14 protein-coding genes are annotated in these 15,682 nt (G+C 71.1%); 7 read left to right on the top strand and 7 right to left on the bottom strand.

Translation table 11 applies throughout. From position 1 onward, the window contains the following. The first annotated feature begins 5 nt into the window (after window positions 1-5). The 3 genes from efeB to SSP08S_RS09100 are packed head-to-tail and all read left to right on the top strand — an operon-like array spanning window position 6 to window position 3,111. Window positions 6-1,286, top strand: coding sequence for an iron uptake transporter deferrochelatase/peroxidase subunit (gene efeB / locus SSP08S_RS09110; RefSeq protein ID WP_019067274.1), 1,281 nt, complete (start codon window positions 6-8; stop codon window positions 1,284-1,286). A 3-nt stretch (window positions 1,287-1,289) separates the two neighbouring features. Then, window positions 1,290-2,162 carry an iron uptake transporter permease EfeU gene (efeU, locus tag SSP08S_RS09105; protein WP_019067273.1) on the top strand — a complete coding sequence of 291 codons (873 nt, stop codon included), beginning with the start codon at window positions 1,290-1,292 and terminating at the stop codon, window positions 2,160-2,162. Continuing rightward, on the top strand, window positions 2,122-3,111 hold the full coding sequence (locus SSP08S_RS09100) for an SCO2278 family lipoprotein (protein ID WP_078532383.1): 990 nt from the start codon (window positions 2,122-2,124) through the stop codon (window positions 3,109-3,111). The genes efeU and SSP08S_RS09100 overlap by 41 nt, the downstream gene beginning before the upstream one ends. 28 nt (window positions 3,112-3,139) lie before the next feature. Here SSP08S_RS09100 and SSP08S_RS09095 read toward each other — a convergent pair whose 3' ends face one another. The 4 genes from SSP08S_RS09095 to SSP08S_RS09080 form a co-directional block, all read right to left on the bottom strand. Then, the gene (locus SSP08S_RS09095) at window positions 3,140-3,877 is read right to left on the bottom strand and encodes a bifunctional DNA primase/polymerase (RefSeq protein WP_019067271.1); all 738 of its coding nucleotides are present in this window, start codon (window positions 3,875-3,877) and stop codon (window positions 3,140-3,142) included. Between the two features lie 229 nt (window positions 3,878-4,106). After that, complete coding sequence (locus SSP08S_RS09090; protein ID WP_019067270.1) at window positions 4,107-5,087, bottom strand: small ribosomal subunit Rsm22 family protein; 981 nt, start codon at window positions 5,085-5,087, stop codon at window positions 4,107-4,109. A gap of 599 nt (window positions 5,088-5,686) precedes the next feature. Then, window positions 5,687-6,862: a serine hydrolase domain-containing protein gene (locus SSP08S_RS09085; RefSeq protein ID WP_019067269.1), complete on the bottom strand. Its 1,176-nt coding sequence runs from the start codon at window positions 6,860-6,862 to the stop codon at window positions 5,687-5,689. Continuing rightward, the gene (locus SSP08S_RS09080) at window positions 6,814-8,100 is read right to left on the bottom strand and encodes a multidrug effflux MFS transporter (protein WP_019067268.1); all 1,287 of its coding nucleotides are present in this window, start codon (window positions 8,098-8,100) and stop codon (window positions 6,814-6,816) included. The genes SSP08S_RS09085 and SSP08S_RS09080 overlap by 49 nt, the downstream gene beginning before the upstream one ends. An 87-nt stretch (window positions 8,101-8,187) precedes the next feature. On the opposite strand from SSP08S_RS09080, the gene SSP08S_RS09075 reads away from it, so the two are divergent. Together SSP08S_RS09075 and SSP08S_RS09070 are read left to right on the top strand one after the other, a co-directional pair. Next, on the top strand, window positions 8,188-9,186 hold the full coding sequence (locus SSP08S_RS09075) for a Gfo/Idh/MocA family protein (RefSeq protein WP_019067267.1): 999 nt from the start codon (window positions 8,188-8,190) through the stop codon (window positions 9,184-9,186). A 23-nt stretch (window positions 9,187-9,209) separates the two neighbouring features. After that, window positions 9,210-9,968: an SDR family oxidoreductase gene (locus SSP08S_RS09070; RefSeq protein WP_026178323.1), complete on the top strand. Its 759-nt coding sequence runs from the start codon at window positions 9,210-9,212 to the stop codon at window positions 9,966-9,968. A 218-nt stretch (window positions 9,969-10,186) separates the two neighbouring features. On the opposite strand, the gene SSP08S_RS55045 is transcribed toward SSP08S_RS09070, so the two are convergent. Then, window positions 10,187-11,362 carry a D-alanyl-D-alanine carboxypeptidase family protein gene (locus SSP08S_RS55045; protein ID WP_019067265.1) on the bottom strand — a complete coding sequence of 392 codons (1,176 nt, stop codon included), beginning with the start codon at window positions 11,360-11,362 and terminating at the stop codon, window positions 10,187-10,189. 275 nt (window positions 11,363-11,637) lie between these two features. On the opposite strand from SSP08S_RS55045, the gene SSP08S_RS09060 reads away from it, so the two are divergent. Beyond that, window positions 11,638-13,113 (top strand): ABC transporter permease, encoded by a 1,476-nt coding sequence (locus tag SSP08S_RS09060; RefSeq protein ID WP_019067264.1) that lies wholly within the window; start codon window positions 11,638-11,640, stop codon window positions 13,111-13,113. A 96-nt stretch (window positions 13,114-13,209) separates the two neighbouring features. Then, window positions 13,210-13,947 carry an ABC transporter ATP-binding protein gene (locus SSP08S_RS09055; protein WP_019067263.1) on the top strand — a complete coding sequence of 246 codons (738 nt, stop codon included), beginning with the start codon at window positions 13,210-13,212 and terminating at the stop codon, window positions 13,945-13,947. A gap of 278 nt (window positions 13,948-14,225) precedes the next feature. On the opposite strand, the gene SSP08S_RS09050 is transcribed toward SSP08S_RS09055, so the two are convergent. Next, window positions 14,226-15,215, bottom strand: a complete 990-nt coding sequence (locus SSP08S_RS09050; protein ID WP_019067262.1) for an aldo/keto reductase — start codon at window positions 15,213-15,215, stop codon at window positions 14,226-14,228. Window positions 15,216-15,289: 74 nt separating this feature from the next. Then, window positions 15,290-15,616, bottom strand: a complete 327-nt coding sequence (locus tag SSP08S_RS09045) for a nuclear transport factor 2-like protein (RefSeq protein WP_019067261.1) — start codon at window positions 15,614-15,616, stop codon at window positions 15,290-15,292. Window positions 15,617-15,682: the final 66 nt, after the last annotated feature.

The following is a 15,682-nucleotide window of genomic DNA, read 5'->3' as shown; positions in this document are numbered from 1 at the left end:
TCACCATGGCCGAAACCCCGAAATCCGAGAGCCCCTCCCGTCGTTCGCTCATCGGCTGGGGCGGTGCCGGGCTCGCGCTCGGTGCCGTCGCGGCCGGTGGCGCGGTGGCGATGACCCGGGTCGGCGAGGACGTCGATCCGGCGGGCGCCGACACCGGTGCCGCGGTCGCCTTCCACGGCGCCAACCAGGCGGGCATCGCCACGCCCGTGCAGGACCGGCTGCACTTCGCCGCGTTCGACGTGAAGACCGACGACCGCGCCGAGTTCGTGCAGATGCTGAAGGACTGGACGGCCGCCGCCCGGCGGATGACCGGCGGGCACGCGGTCGGCGACGGTGCCTACGGCGGGCTCGCCGAGGCGCCGCCGGACGACACCGGTGAGGCGCTGGGGCTGAAACCCTCGCGGCTGACCCTCACCATCGGCTTCGGGCCGTCGTTCTTCGAGAAGTTCGGGCTCGAGGACAGCCGTCCCGAGGCGCTCGTCGACCTGCCGCAGTTCCCCGGCGACAACTTCGACAAGTCCCGTACGGGCGGCGACCTTTGTGTCCAGGCCTGTGCGGACGATCCGCAGGTCGCCGTGCACGCGATCCGCAACCTGGCCCGGATCGGCTTCGGCAAGGTCGCCATCCGCTGGTCCCAACTCGGCTTCGGGAAGACGTCGTCGACCACGCCGGGTGCCCAAACCCCCCGGAATCTCATGGGGTTCAAGGACGGCACCCGCAATATCGCGGGCACCGAGACGGACCGGCTGAAGAAGTTCGTGTGGGTCGGCGAGGGGGACGTCGGCGAGAACTCGGCCTGGATGACCGGGGGTTCGTATCTCGTCGCCCGGCGCATCCGGATGAACATCGAGACCTGGGACCGGACCTCGCTCCAGGAGCAGGAGGACGTCTTCGGCCGCGACAAGGGCGAGGGCGCGCCGGTCGGCAAGGCGAAGGAGCACGACGCGCCGTTCCTGAAGGCGATGAAGCCCGACGCGCACGTCCGGCTCGCGCACCCCGACTCCAACGGCGGGGTCACCATCCTGCGCCGGGGCTACTCCTTCACCGACGGCACCGACGGCCTCGGCCGGCTCGACGCGGGCCTGTTCTTCCTGGCCTACCAGCGCGACGTCCGCAAGGGGTTCATCCCGCTGCAGCGCAGGCTGTCGGCGACCGACGCGCTCAACGAGTACATCCAGCACGTGGGTTCGGCGGTCTTCGCCGTTCCGCCGGGCGTCCGCGACAAGGACGACTGGTGGGGCAGCACGCTGTTCTCCAAGGAAGCCAAGGAAGCGAAGGAGTCGTAGACCGTGTTCTCCAACTATCTGATCGGTCTGCGCGAGGGCCTGGAGGCCAGCCTCGTCGTCTGCATCCTGATCGCCTATCTGGTCAAGACGGAGCGGCGCGACGCGCTGAAGCCGATCTGGATCGGCATCGCCGCCGCGGTGCTCATCGCGATGGGCTTCGGCTGCGCGCTCGAATTCGGCTCCCAGGAGATGACGTTCCAGGCGCAGGAGGCGCTCGGCGGCTCGCTGTCGATCCTCGCGGTCGGTCTGGTGACGTGGATGGTGTTCTGGATGCGGCGCACCGCCCGGCACCTCAAGTCCGAACTGCACGGCAAGCTGGACGCGGCCCTCGCGATGGGCACCGGCGCGCTGGTCGCCACCGCGTTCCTCGCCGTCGGCCGCGAGGGCCTGGAGACCGCGCTGTTCGTGTGGGCGTCGGTGCACGCGGCGAGCGACGGCACCCCGCGCCCGCTGGTCGGCGTGGGCCTGGGTCTGGCCACCGCCGTGTTCCTGGGCTGGCTGTTCTACCGGGGCGCCCTGAAGATCAACCTCGCCAAGTTCTTCACTTGGACCGGCGCGATGCTGGTCGTGGTCGCGGCGGGCGTGCTGGCCTACGGCTTCCACGACCTCCAAGAGGCGGACTGGATCCCGGGGTTGACGCATCAGGCCTTCGACATCAGTGGCACGATCCCGCCGGACAGCTGGTACGGCACCCTCCTGAAGGGCGTCTTCAACTTCCAGCCGGACCCGACCGTGCTCCAGATCACGGTGTGGCTGCTGTACCTGGTCCCCACGCTCACCCTGTTCTTCGTCCCGGTAGGGTTCGCCTCCGGGAAGGGGAAGGTGAAGACACCTGATGAGCAGGGATCGCAGCCCTCGAAGGCTCCGCAGGCTTGACCGGCGCGTACTCATAGCGGCCTCGATGACCGCTTTGTCGCTGACGGCGAGCGGATGCGTGGTGGTCCACGGGGAACGCGAGGTCCTCCCGGCCACCACGCGCGCCGAGGCCGCCAAGGCGCTCCAGCAGTTCACGACCGCGTACAACGCGGCGGACAAGGCGTACGACAGTTCCCTGGACGCCGCCCATGTCACCGGCGCGCTCGGTGACATCGACGCGGCGCGACTGAAGGCGGGGCACACCAACTACCCGTCGGGAAACCCGAATTACGCCCCGCTGGAGCTGACGGACGCGAAGTTCACCATCCCGAAGAAGGCCGGCTGGCCGCGCTGGTTCCTCGCCGACGCCGCCGCCAACAAGGGCGGCAGCGCCCGCTGGCTGCTGGTGTTCACCCGCAACGACCTGTCCGAGCCGTGGCAGGTGGCGTATCTGACCCTGCTCGCGCCCGCCTCCGTACCGAAGTTCAGGACCGACAAGGACGGCTGGGCCGAGGCCGTGCCCGCCAACGCGGCCGAACTCGCCGTCGCGCCCGGGGACTTGAGCAAGCGCTACGCGACGTATCTGAAGAGCGGCGGGACGGACTTCGCGGACGGCGCGCACACCAGCGCGTGGCGCGCGGACCGCGAGAAGGCCACCAAGCCCGGTCTGGCCGTCCAGTTCCTCGACGAACCGGTGACGAACGGCGACTACGCGCCGCTGGCGCTGCGCACGGCGGACGGCGGGGCGCTGGTGTTCTACACGACGCGCTACTTCCAGAAGGAGACCGCGGCGACGGGTACCTCGGTGCCGGCCCAGAACAAGGACGTGCAGGCGCTGACGACGGGCGCCGTGCAGCAGTCCCTCACCCTCCAACTCATGTCCAACCAGGTGGCGTTGGACCCGAAGCGGGGCGGCAAGGTGTCGGTGCTGGGCCGGATCGAGGGGCTGACCTCCGCGCAGGGCGGCTGACGATCAGGCGGTCAAGAACTCCTGGCGGTCAACGGCCCAGCGGCCAGGCCGCGTTGGCGTGGTCGGGTTCCTGCCCGGCGTGGCGGGCGCAGGCGTCCGTGAGGGTTTCCAGGAGGGTCAGCGGGTCGGGCAGCGGATGCTCGGGGCCGCGTACCCAGTGCACCGACTGGTTGTCGCCCGGCAGTTGGGCCGGGGGGACGAGGACGTAGGAGCCCCGGCAGTGCCAGCGCAGTCCCGGGTGTTCGTCCATCGTCTCGGGGTGGCAGTCCAGTTCGCACGGCCACCACTCGTCCTCGTCCTCGGGGGTGCCGCGGGTGAGGGTGAAGAAGAGCAGCCGTCCGTCGTCGCTCGCGGCGACCGGCCCGACCTCGATACCGGCGGCGAGCAGCCGCTCCAGCGCCTCGCGGCCGGCCTCCAGGGGGACGTCCAGGACATCGTTCACCATGCCGGTCGCGGTGATGAAGTTGGCCTGCGGCTGATGGCGGGCCCAGCGCTCGATCTGCGCGCGGTCGGTCGTGGACTGCGTCTGCCAGGCGAACGACACCGGGTGCCGGGCGGGGGTGGGACAGCCCACGCGGTCGCACGAACATCGGTAGCCCGGGGCCGGGTGCGCGGCGGGCGCGAGCGGCAGTCCCGCTCCGGCGGCGGCGAGCAGCAGCGCCTCGCGCTCACTGCCGTCGGCGGCCTCGTCCTGCGGGCGGCGTCCGCGCAGCCACGAGGAGAGTCTGCCCTGCCGACCGGTCCGGCCACCGAACGTCGCGCTCATCTATCTCCTCGCCTCGCTGTTGTCGCCCTGCTGTTCTTGTCCTGTTGTTGTACGGAGAACCTCCCCCATCGTCGCACCATCCTGCGCCCCGGGTGGCGGTACCCCACATGCGGGGTAGGTGGGACGAGACACACCGAGACCCGGATCACCGCCTATCGGACGATTTGCCGTGATTTACGACCTTCGGGCCTACGACGCCGGGACGCTACGGCGCTACGGCGCTACGGCGCTACGAGGGCCAGGGGTCGCCCCAGCTAGCGTCGCGGGCCGTCTTGTACAGGTCGCCGTGGCGTTTGGTGACCGTCGTACGGCGGAGGTGCTCGTCGCTCTCGCAGAGGTCGAGGAGTACTTGTCCCTTGCGGATCTGCGGGCGCCGTACGACCCGGGCGGGGGCGGGTTCGACGGGGAGGCGGGTGGCGGCGACGTAGCTGAACTTCTCGTCCTCGTACGGCAGGGAGCCGCCCTTCACCTGGCGGTGCAGGGAGGAACGGCTGACCCGGGTCGAGAAGTGGCACCAGTCCTCGCCGGGGACGATCGGGCAGGCGGCGCTGTGCGGGCAGGGGGCGGCGATGTGGAACCCGGCGCCGATCAGCCGGTCCCTGGCCTCGATGACGCGGGCGTAGCCGTCCGGGGTGCCGGCCTCGACGATCACGACGGCCTGGGCGGCGGACGCGGCGGCGTCGACGAGGGCGGCGCGGTCGGGGACGGTGAGTTCGTTGAGGACGTAGGAGACGGTGACGAGGTCGGTGGGGTCGAGGGTGAGCGCGGAGCCGATACGAGCGCGGCGCCAACTGGCGTTGCGCAGGCCGGGGTCGGCGGCGGCGAGCTCTTTCCCGAGGGCGAGTGCGGGTTCGGCCCAGTCGAGTACGGTCACCGGGCGGTCACCGGACCAGGTGGCGGTGACGGCCCAGGTCGCGGCCCCGGTACCACCGCCGACATCCACATGCCCCTGCGGAGCCCAGCCGGGTACGGCGTCGGCGAACGCGTCCAGCGCGGAGCGTACGGCCTCGAAAGTCGCCGGCATCCGATACGCGGCGTACGCGACCACATCCGCACGGTCCCTGAGAATCGGGGCGTCGGTCGGAGTGGCCCCGCGATACTTGCCGATCAGCCGCTCCACAGCACCGGCAGCCTGCCTGGGCGGAAGCCCGGCCAGCAGCGCGGCGAGAGCGGTACGGAGGGTTTCGGCCGGGGCCACGGGGTCGTTCACCCGCCGATTCTAAGTGGCCCGGTGCTGGTGCCGCCGCCCCTGGGGGCTCCGCCCCCAGACCCCCGGACCTATGCCCACCCACCACCCGACTCGGTGAGTCGAGAGGTGGACGTCGAAAACCCCACACGGGCCGCCGACTCGGTAGGTCACAAGGCGGACGGCCAAAACCCCACACAGACCGCCCACTCGGCAGGTCACGAGGCGGACGCCTAAAACCCCACACAGACCGCCCACTCGACAGGTCACAAGGCGGACGCCCAAAACCCCACACAGACCGCCCACTCGGCAGGTCACGAGGCGGACGCCCAAAACCCCACACAGACCGCCCACTCGACAGGGCGAAAGCCATACGCCCGAAACCCCACACGGCCCGCCCACTCGGCAGGTCACGAGGCACACGGCCAGGACCTCACGTGACCCTCCGACGAGGCGAAGCGAGAGGCATACGCCAAGGCCGACACGCCCCGCCCTCTCGGCCCGCCCGGCACGCCAACCGGCAGACGCCCAAGGCCCCGCACAACCCGCCCACTCAGCGGGGCGAAAGCCGGACGCCCGAAGCCCCGCACGGCCCGCCGACTCGGCGCGCCGAACGGTGAGCCTCAGAAACCGCGTACCGCCCGTGCCACCCGCGTCCCCGCCGCCGCCCGTGGCCCGCTGTCCGCCCCCCGTCTCCGTGGATGCACCGTGTTCGCCAGCAGCACCAAAAACGTGTCCGTCCCGGGATCCAGCACCAGCGACGTTCCCGTGAAGCCCGTGTGGCCCACCGCCCCCCGCCCCGCCAACTCCCCCATGAACCAGGCCTGGTCGACGGCGAAGCCGAGCCCCGGCGGGGTCAGCATCAGCTCCACGAAGTCGGCGCCCAGGATGCGGGCGGGGCCGTAGGAGCCCCCGGCCAGCAGCGTGCGGCAGAAGACGGCCAGGTCTCGGCCCGTCGAGAAGAGGCCGGCGTGGCCCGCCACGCCCCCCAGTGCCCAGGCGTTCTCGTCGTGGACGACGCCCCGCAGCATGCCCCGGTCCGCCTTGGCCCAGGGGCGGCGTTGGTCCTCGGTGGCCGCCGCGTCGGGGCAGGGGCCGAAGTCGGTGGAGGTCATGCCGAGGGGGCGGGTGATGCCGTCGTGGACGAGGACGTCGAGGGTGCGGCCGCTGACGCGTTCCAGGACGAACTGGAGCAGGAGGAGGTTCAGGTCCGAGTACAGATACTCGCCGGGTTCCCGCACCGGCGCCTCCGCCCGCAGCATCGCCAGGCGTTCCGCGTCGTCCGCGCAGTCGTACAGCGGGAGTTCGGGGCGCAGGCCCGACGTGTGGGTGAGGAGTTGGCGGACGGTGATGTCGTGGCGGGCGGCGGCGCGGAAGTCCGGGAGGTAGGCGCCGACGCGGGCGTCGATGCCGAGGGTGCCCCGCTCGATCTGCTGCATCGCGGCGACCGAGGTGAAGAGTTTGGTGAGGGACGCCAGGTCGAAGGGGGTGTCCACCGTCGTCGGGACGCGGGAGGACGGCGGCAGTTCCACACCCGCGTCCGTCTCGGGGTCGTAGGCCGAATACCGTACGGCCCAGCCCGCCGCCTCCTCCACGGCGATCACCGGGCCGCGGCCGGCGACCACGACGGTGCCCGCCGCCCAGGGGCGGTCGCCGGTGGTGAGGTCGTGGACCTCCCGGATCAGGTGCCGGAGTTCCCCGGGGTCGAGGCCCGCTCGTTCCGGTGTGTCGCTGCGCAGTCTCGGGGCGCTCAGCTCGCCACTCCCTCCGCGGTCGTACGGGTGTTCCAGGGACGGCACATTCCCACGAAGCAGGCCACCGCCACCAGTGCGGCCGCCAACTGGACGACGGCCATCGGGACGGCGGTGTGCTCGCCCGCGATGCCGACGAGGGGGGAGGCGACCGCGCCGATGAGGAAGGAGGAGGTGCCCAGCAGTGCGGAGGCGGAGCCCGCGGAGTGCTTGGTGCGCATGAGGGCGAGGGTCTGGGCGTTGGGGAGGGTCACGCCCATCGCCGACATGAGGACGAAGAGCGCAGTGGCCACCGGCAGCAGGCCCACCTCACCGAACACGCCCGTCGCCATCAGGAGCAGGGCCGTCGCCGCCGCTACCACCACCGCCAGGCCCGCCCCCAGCACCTTGTCCATGGAGACCCGGCCGACCAGCAGCTTGCCGTTGATCTGGCCGACCGCGACCAGTCCGACCGAGTTGACGCCGAACAGCAGGCTGAAGGTCTGCGGGGAGGCGCCGTAGATCTCCTGGACGACGAAGGGGGACGCGGAGATGTAGGCGAACAGGGCGGCGAAGGCGAAGCCGCCGGTGAGCATGTAGCCGGTGAAGGGGAGGTCGGCGAGGAGGCGGCGCATGGAGCGCAGGGCCTCGCCGGTGCCGCCGACGTGCCGGTCGGCGGGTGCGAGGGTCTCGGGGAGGCGGGTCCAGACGAGGACCGCGAGGGCCGTCCCGACGAAGGTCAGGATCACGAACACGCCCCGCCAGTCCGTGACCCGCAGGATCTGGCCGCCGACGAGCGGCGCGACGATCGGGGCGACCCCGGAGACCAGCATGAGGGTGGAGAAGAAGCGGGCCATCGCGACGCCGTCGTAGAGGTCGCGGACGACCGCCCGCGCGATCACTATTCCGGCCGCGCCCGCCAGGCCCTGGAGGAGGCGGAAGGCGACCAGGAACTCCACGTTCGGCGCGACCGCGCACAGGGCGGTCGCGACGACGTAGACGGCGAGGCCGGTCAGCAGCGGGCGTCTGCGGCCCCAGCGGTCGCTCATCGGGCCGACCACGAGCTGCCCGAGCGCCATGCCGGCGAGGCACGCGGTGAGGGTGAGCTGGACGGTCGCGGCGGGCGCGTGCAGGGCGCGGGTGACCGCCGGGAGCGCGGGGAGGTACATGTCCATCGACAGCGGCGGGGTCGCGGTGAGGCCGCCGAGGATGAGGACGACGAGGAGGCCCGCGCGGCGGGTCGCCGTCAGCGACGACGGTACGGCGGACTGCGGCGCGGACTGCGCCTGCGCCCTCTGCTCGGGCATGTGCCCCTCCCTCCCTGGCTGGTCCGCCACCTATGCTCTCAGCTCGTACAGGGTGCCGAGGTACTGGTGAGCGAGGGTGGGGCCGCGATGACGGAAGAGAACGTGCGCTGGGGGATCCTGGCGACCGGCGGGATCGCCGCCGCGTTCACGGCGGCGCTGGTCGATCTGCCGGACGCCGAGGTGGTCGCGGTGGCCTCGCGGACGGAGGAGTCGGCGAAGGCGTTCGCGGAACGGTTCGGGATCGAGCGGGCCTACGGCGACTGGGCCGCGCTGGCGGCGGACGGGGACATCGATGTCGTCTACGTCGCCACCCCGCACTCGGCGCACCGCGCGGCGGCCGGTCTCTGTCTGGAGGCCGGACGGAACGTGCTCGTCGAGAAGGCCTTCACCCTCAACTCCCGTGAGGCGACCGAACTTGTCGCGCTGGCGGCCGACCGCGGCAGCTTCCTCATGGAGGCCATGTGGATGTACTGCAATCCGCTGGTACGGCGGCTGAAGGCCCTCGTCGACGACGGTGCGATCGGTGAAGTGCGCACCGTCCAGGCCGACTTCGGGCTCGCGGGGCCGTTCCCGCCCTCGCACCGGCTGCGCGATCCGGCGCAGGGCGGGGGCGCGCTGCTGGACCTCGGGGTGTACCCGGTGTCGTTCGCGCACCTGCTGCTCGGTGAGCCCGCCGACATCAAGGCGTCGGCCGTGCTGTCCGCCGAGGGCGCCGACCTCCAGACCGCGGCGTTGTTCTCCTGGGACAGCGGCGCGCTGGCCGCGCTGCACTGCTCGATCGTCGGCGGTACGGGGACCTCGGCGTCGGTGACCGGTTCGCTGGGCCGGATCGACATCCCGGACGGCTTCTTCCACCCGGAGCGGTTCGTGCTGCACCGGGACGGCCGTGACCCCGAGGAGTTCGTCCTCGACCCGGCGGACGGGCCGCGCAACACGCTGCGGCACGAGGCGGCCGAGGTGATGCGGGCGCTGCGGGCCGGGGAGACCGAGTCGCCGCTGGTGCCGCTGGAGGGCACCCTCGCCGTGATGCGCACGCTGGACGCGGTGCGGGAGCGGATCGGGGTGCGGTACCCGCAGGAGGGCTGACTCCGGCTCGTAGGCTGCGGTCCATGAACGCTGAGCAATCAAGGATCGCGGTGGTGACCGGCGCGGGCTCCGGGATCGGCCGCGCGGTCGCCGTGGAACTGCTGCGCGCGGGCTGGTCGGTGGCGCTGGCCGGCCGCCGCACCGGGACACTGGAGGAGACGGCCGCGCTGGTGCCCGAGGGTGCCTCCGTCGCCGTGGCGACGGATGTGGCGCGGCCGGAGGACGTGGCCGGGCTGTTCGCGGCGACCGTGGAGCGGTTCGGGCGGGTGGACCTGCTGTTCAACAACGCGGGGACGTTCGGGCCCGGCGGGGTGCCGGTGGAGGAGTTGCCCTACGACGCGTGGCGGCACGTGGTGGACACCAATCTCAACGGGGCGTTCCTGTGCGCGCAGGCGGCGTTCCGGCAGATGAAGGAGCAGGCGCCGCAGGGCGGGCGGATCATCAACAACGGGTCCATCTCCGCGCATGCGCCCCGGCCGCACTCGGTGGCCTACACGGCGACCAAGCACGCACTGACGGGGCTCACCAAGTCGCTGTCGCTGGACGGGCGGCCGTACTCGATCGCGGTCGGGCAGATCGACATCGGGAACGCGGCGACGGACATGACGCGGCGGATGGAGACCGGGGCCTTGCAGGCCAACGGGGTGGTAGCCCCGGAACCGGTGATGGATGTCGCGGATGTGGCGCGCACGGTGCGGCACATGGCGGAGCTGCCGTTGGCGGCGAATGTGCAGTTCGCGACGGTGTTGGCGACCTCGATGCCGTATGTGGGCCGTGGCTGAGGCAAGTTGCACAAACGGAATTTGACCGTCCGCACCATTGCGCCCGGTTACTGACTTATGCTCAACTCTTCTCCACCAAAGCTTCACAGTTGGAGCACACGGCTTCCGCAGGCCAACCCGAGGGGGGAGGCGACAGCCGTTCCACTGCCCGGGTGGGGGTGGACCTCGCGTGGGACCGCGGGGTTTCGCACCGGGCGGTGGAACGGCTGTCGCACAGTTCAACTCCCGTCGTCCTCCCGGGACTTCGCCGCCGCTACGGCCGCCCGCCGCCGGCGCAGCGCGAACGCGCCGCCCGCGAGCAGGACCACCGTCCCGGCCGCGCCCTCCAGCAGCCGCCACGGCGAGGCACCGTCCTCCGCCGAGGCCGCGCCAGTGGCGCCCGGCGCCCCCTTGGCGCCCTTCCCCGAAGGTGTCGGGCTCGCGCTCGCCCCGCCCTCGCTCAGCGGCTCGACCAGCGTGCCCACCGCCTGGGCCGAACTCCCTTTGTCGAAGCCCCAGTCGAGCAGTGCCTCGGTCTCCTTGTAGACCTCGTTGCCGCCGTTGGCCGGGTGCATCACGGTGACCAGCAGGGTGCGGCCGTCGCGGGTGGCGGCGCCGGTGAAGGTGTTGCCGGCGTGGCTGGTGTAACCGTTCTTGACGCCGATCATGCCCTTGTACGGGCGCAGTCCGTAGGCGCCGGTGAGCAGGCGGTCGGTGTTCTGGATCTGGAAGGTCTTCTTGCCGCCGGCCGGGAAGTTCGCGGTCCTGGTGGAGCAGTAGGCGCCGAAGTCGTCGTCGTGCAGGCCGTGCCGGGCGAAGAGGGTGAGGTCGTACGCCGACGAGACCTGCCCGGGGTGGTCGAAGCCGTCCGGGCTCACCACATGGGTGTCCAGGGCCTGGAGGTCCTTCGCCTTGGCCTGCATCTCGGCGACCGTCTTGGCGATCCCGCCGTTCATGTGGGACAGCACATGCACGGCGTCGTTGCCGGAGCGAAGGAAGACGCCCTGCCACAGCTGGTGGACGGTGTAGGTGATGCCGGGCTTGACGCCGACCATGCTGGAGCCGGAGGGGACGTCGGCGAGGTCGGCGTCCGTGACCCGGTAGGTGCGGGTCTTCTCGAACTTCCCCAGCACGGTGTCGGCGAACAGCATCTTCAGCGTGGACGCGGGCGCCAGGCGCTGGTGCGCGCGGTACGAGGCGAGCACCTCGCCCGTCCTGTGGTCGGCGACGAGCCAGGAACGGGCGGTGAGCTTCTTGGGCAGACCGGTGGCACCACTCAGCTGGATCCCGTCGCGGGCCAGACGCTCACCGCCTATCGCTGTCGCCGCGGACGCTGGAGTGGCCGCTGCCACGGGAAGGGCGGCGGCGGTCAGGCCGAGAGCGGCACGCCGGGTGAGCCGAGAGGAATCGCGCATCCCGGGACCGTACAAAATCGGAGCCGGACGGTGCACGGCGGGGGTGGCGAAAAGAAGCCGCTGCGAAGGCGCGGCACCCCACACCAACACGCCATTGAACTGGGGTTTCCTGGCAGGAAGCCCTCCACAGCTTAGGAATGAGCTGTCTGACACAATTCTGATTTCGGGCGTCTTTTTCTCAGGCCAGACACATCCTTTACTCAGGTCGACTCAAAGGTTTCTCCATAGCTTGTGGCCGCGCCCACAGCGGGCGCCAAGAACCTTTGGGGAATGGGATGTTTGGCATCTATCTCAAGCGCGAGCTGAGCCGGCGCAAGAAGGCGGCCCTGGTCATCGCCATGGGTCTGGCGCTCGGTATCGCGCTGGTCATCACCGTCAACTCGGTGTCGGCCGGCATGAATCAGGCTCAGGACAAGGTCCTCAAGTCTCTTTACGGTCTCGGAACCGACATGACCGTGACCAAGGCGCAGTCGGCCCCCAAGGCCGGCACCTCAGGCGGTCCCAGCTTCAAGTTCGGCGCCACCTCCTCCAGCAGCAGCTCGCAGAGCTCGGACCGGGTGAACACGCAGGGCGGTCAGGTCCTCGCGTCCTCCCTGGTCACCAAGGTCGCCGCGCAGAAGGGCGTGTCGAGCGCGGTCGGTTCGCTCACCCTGAACGTCACCAAGGTCGACGGCTCCTTCACCCAGGGCAAGGCGAAGTCCACCACCACGTCCGGTTCCTCTTCCGGTTCGCAGCAGGGCGGCCCCGGCGGCGGTGGCGGAACCAGCAGCACCGGCGCGCCCCAGGTCCAGGGCGGCGGCGCCAACTTCAACGTGAACTCGTACTCGGTCGCCGGCATCGACGTCACCAACCAGACGCTCGGCCCGCTGTCCACCTCGAAGATCACCTCCGGCAAGACGTTCACGGCCTCGCAGACCAACGCGAAGGTCGCCGTCGTCAGCGCGTCCTACGCCAAGTCGAAGAAGTACAAGGTCGGTTCGACCTTCAAGATCTCCAGCACCAAGTTCACGGTCATCGGCATCGCGACGCCCAACAGCAGCGAGTCCACGATCGACGTGTACCTGCCGCTGAAGCAGGCGCAGACGCTGGGCGACTCGAAGAACAAGGTCACCACGATCTACGTCAAGGCGACCGACTCCAAGCAGATCTCGGCCGTCAAGTCGACGATCCAGAAGAACATCTCGGGTACGACGGTCACCACCTCCGCCGACCTCGCCTCCACCGTCTCCGGCTCGCTGTCCACCGCCTCCAACCTGGCGACCAGCGTCGGCAAGTGGCTGTCCATCGCGGTCCTCGTCGCCGCGTTCCTGGTGGCCGCGCTGCTCACCTCCTCCGCGGTGTCCCGCCGGGTGCGTGAGTTCGGCACCCTGAAGGCGCTCGGCTGGCCGAGCCGCAAGGTGACCCGGCAGGTCGTCGGCGAGTCCATGGTCAACGGTCTGATCGGCGGCGGTCTCGGTATCGCGCTGGGCCTCGCGGCGGCCTACACGGTCACCGCGATCAGCCCCAAGCTGACCGCGCAGCTCGGCAGCACCGGCGGTGGCGGCCAGGGCGGCCCCGGCGGCGGTCAGGGCGGTCCCGGCCAGCAGGCCACCCAGAACACCCTGGAGATCGCGCTGAACGCGCCGGTCTCGCTGACCACGATCGCCCTCGCGGTGGGCCTGGCCGTCACCGGCGGTCTGATCGCCGGCGCGATGGGCGGCTGGCGCGCCTCCCGGATGCGCCCGGCGGACGCCCTGCGCAGCGTGTCGTAGACCGGCCGTACCCCCCTGAACAGGGGCGCCGCCTCCACTCCCCCCGGGTGGCGGCGCCCCGACCCTCTTCTTCACCGACGTATCGACGGAGATCCCATGTACAAGCTCACCGGCGTCACCAAGCGCTACACGCGGGGCAAGGAGACGGTCGAGGCGCTGCGCGGCGTCGACCTGACGATCGAGGACGGCGACCAGCTCGTCATCCAGGGCCCCACCGGCGGCGGCAAGTCGACGCTGCTGCAGATGATCGGCGGCCTGGACCGCCCTTCCGAGGGCAGTGTCGAGCTGGACGGCGTCAACCTCGCCACCATCAGCGAGGCCAAGCTGACCCGGCTGCGGGCCGAGAAGATCGGCATCATCTTCCAGTCCTTCAACCTCATCCCGACGCTCACCGCGCAGGAGAACGTCGAGACGGCCCTGGTCCCGCTCGGCGTCAAGCCGGCCGAGCGCCGCGAGCGGGCCGCCGAGGCGCTGACCTCGGTCGGCCTCGGCGACCGCCTCAAGCACGCCCCCTCCGAGCTCTCCGGCGGCCAGCAGCAGCGCGTCGCGATCGCCCGCGCGCTGGTCAAGAAGCCGAAGGTGCTCCTCGCCGACGAGCCCACGGGCAACCTCGACGAGGGCACCCGCGACGACATCATGGGCCTGCTCGAAGGCCTCTGGCACGAGTACGGGCTGACCTTCATCATGGTCACCCACGACTCGTCGATCGCCCGCCGCGCACCGCGCCTGGCCACCATCAAGGCCGGCCAGATCACGCTGACCGAACAGGGCCGGGGCAACGGCCAGTTCACTCCCCAGCAGCAGTACGCACAGCACGGCAACCAGGGTTACTGAGCCCGCCTGTCGACCCCGTCGGGGCCGTTCACCTCCCGAGCACCTGGCCGATCTCGGCCAACTGCCCGGCGGTGAGCGGCCCTTTGGCGATCCCCCCGGCGTTCTCTCTCGTACGGCCGAGGCCGACCGCCCGGCGGTGAGCGGCCCCTTGGCGATCACCCCGACGCTCCCGTACGGCCGAGGCCGACCGCCCGGCGGTGAGCCGCTCTTCCGCCGCCGCGCCCGCGCTCCCCCACAGCAGGGACCGGCCGCCCGCTGTCGCCCTCCCGTTGGACCGCCTACCGCCCCAGCACCCGATCGATCTCCGCCAACTGCCCCGCGCTGAGCGGCCCCTTCGCGATCGCGCCCGCGTTCTGCTCGGCCTGCGCGACCGAACGGAAGCCCGGGATCGGCACGGTGCGCGGGCTGCGCGCCCACAGCCAGGCGAGGGCGCCCTGCGCGGACGTACGGCCCTCCGAGGTGAGGATCTCGCGCAGGGCGTCCACCCGGGCGACCCAGTCCTCGTCGGCCCCGGCGCCCTGCTTGAAGCCCTGCATCCAGGCGGGCGGGGTGTTGCGGATGTCGCCGGCCTCCAGCGTCCGCCCGGCGGCCTGCTTGCCGGTGAGCAGTCCCATCGCGAGCGGGCTGCGGTTGATGCTGGCGAGCCCCAACTCCTCGCACAGGGCGAACATTTCGGGCGCGTCCTGGAACACGTTCGCCGCGTGCTGTACGGCGGCGCAGTGCTCCCCCTCGGCGAACACGGCGGCGCGCGCGGGGTCGTCGGTGCTCCAGGCGTAGGCCCGGATCAGCCCCTCGCTCACGAACTCCTCGCACTGGTCCCGGAGTTGGGCTGCGCGGCCCAAGTCGGCGTCGGACAGGTGCAGTTGGTACAGGTCGACGTGGTCGGTGCCGAGCCGCTCCAGCGATGCGGTGAGGGCGCGGCGGGCGTACTCCGGGGAGTCGTCGGAGCCGGTGAGGGTGCGGGTCTCCTCGTCGAAGACGTTGCCCCACTTGGTGGCGAGGACCACGTCGTCGCGGCGCTTGCCGAGCGCCCGGCCGAGGACGCGCTCGCTGTGCCCGGCGCCGTAGGTGTCGGCGGTGTCGAAGAAGGTGACCCCCAGGTCGAGGGCGCGCCGGACGGCCCGTACGGACTCCTCGTCGTCGACCTTGCCCCAGCCCAGCGGCTGCCCGCTCGTGTCCTGCCACTCCCCGCCGATGGCCCAGCAGCCGAAGCCGAGAGCGCTCACGTCGATGCCACTGCGTCCCAGGGTCCTGCTGTTCGTCTCCATGCCTGCGGACACTAGGAGTTGGAGTGCACACCAAGGCAAGGGTTTTTACATCGGGGCGGTGCCTTTTACGTCGGTCAGGCCTGCCCGGTCTCGAAGCGGGCGATCCTGCCGTCCTCGCCGACCGTGAAACTCCAGCGGGTGCGCATCTCGCCCCACGCGTCGTTGGAGTAGCGGGCGACGAGGGCCCGGCCGCCGTTCGACTCGCGGTCGACCTCCATGTGGCCGTGGGAGGAGAAGATCTCCCGGTCGATCCACTCGTCGAGGTCGCGGTCCGAGCCGTCGTCGGCCATGGTCGCGCCGGGCGCGAGCAGCGCCAGGAAGGCGTCGCGGTCATGGGCGTTGACGGCGCTGACGAAGGCCCGGACGGCCGGATCGCTGAGTTTGGCTGGCTGAATCGTCATGCGGGCCAGACTCACACCGTTCCGTGGGGGCCGCCACCCGAACGGCTGTCCGGGCGAGCCCGTCGC

The organism is Streptomyces hokutonensis (assembly GCF_000376565.1).
Taxonomy (GTDB): Bacteria; Actinomycetota; Actinomycetes; order Streptomycetales; family Streptomycetaceae; genus Streptomyces; species Streptomyces hokutonensis.
This window is presented reverse-complemented; position numbering and strand designations above follow the sequence as displayed.

Coding starts and splice junctions, on each gene's coding strand:
- SSP08S_RS09050 (WP_019067262.1), bottom strand. CDS start 15,215: ATGGAGACGAACAGCAGGACCCTGGGACGCAGTGGCATCGACGTGAGC.
- SSP08S_RS09075 (WP_019067267.1), top strand. CDS start 8,188: ATGACGGAAGAGAACGTGCGCTGGGGGATCCTGGCGACCGGCGGGATC.
- SSP08S_RS09045 (WP_019067261.1), bottom strand. CDS start 15,616: ATGACGATTCAGCCAGCCAAACTCAGCGATCCGGCCGTCCGGGCCTTC.
- SSP08S_RS09080 (WP_019067268.1), bottom strand. CDS start 8,100: ATGCCCGAGCAGAGGGCGCAGGCGCAGTCCGCGCCGCAGTCCGCCGTA.
- efeB (WP_019067274.1), top strand. CDS start 6: ATGGCCGAAACCCCGAAATCCGAGAGCCCCTCCCGTCGTTCGCTCATC.
- SSP08S_RS09100 (WP_078532383.1), top strand. CDS start 2,122: ATGAGCAGGGATCGCAGCCCTCGAAGGCTCCGCAGGCTTGACCGGCGC.
- SSP08S_RS09055 (WP_019067263.1), top strand. CDS start 13,210: ATGTACAAGCTCACCGGCGTCACCAAGCGCTACACGCGGGGCAAGGAG.
- SSP08S_RS55045 (WP_019067265.1), bottom strand. CDS start 11,362: ATGCGCGATTCCTCTCGGCTCACCCGGCGTGCCGCTCTCGGCCTGACC.
- SSP08S_RS09070 (WP_026178323.1), top strand. CDS start 9,210: ATGAACGCTGAGCAATCAAGGATCGCGGTGGTGACCGGCGCGGGCTCC.
- SSP08S_RS09060 (WP_019067264.1), top strand. CDS start 11,638: ATGTTTGGCATCTATCTCAAGCGCGAGCTGAGCCGGCGCAAGAAGGCG.
- SSP08S_RS09095 (WP_019067271.1), bottom strand. CDS start 3,877: ATGAGCGCGACGTTCGGTGGCCGGACCGGTCGGCAGGGCAGACTCTCC.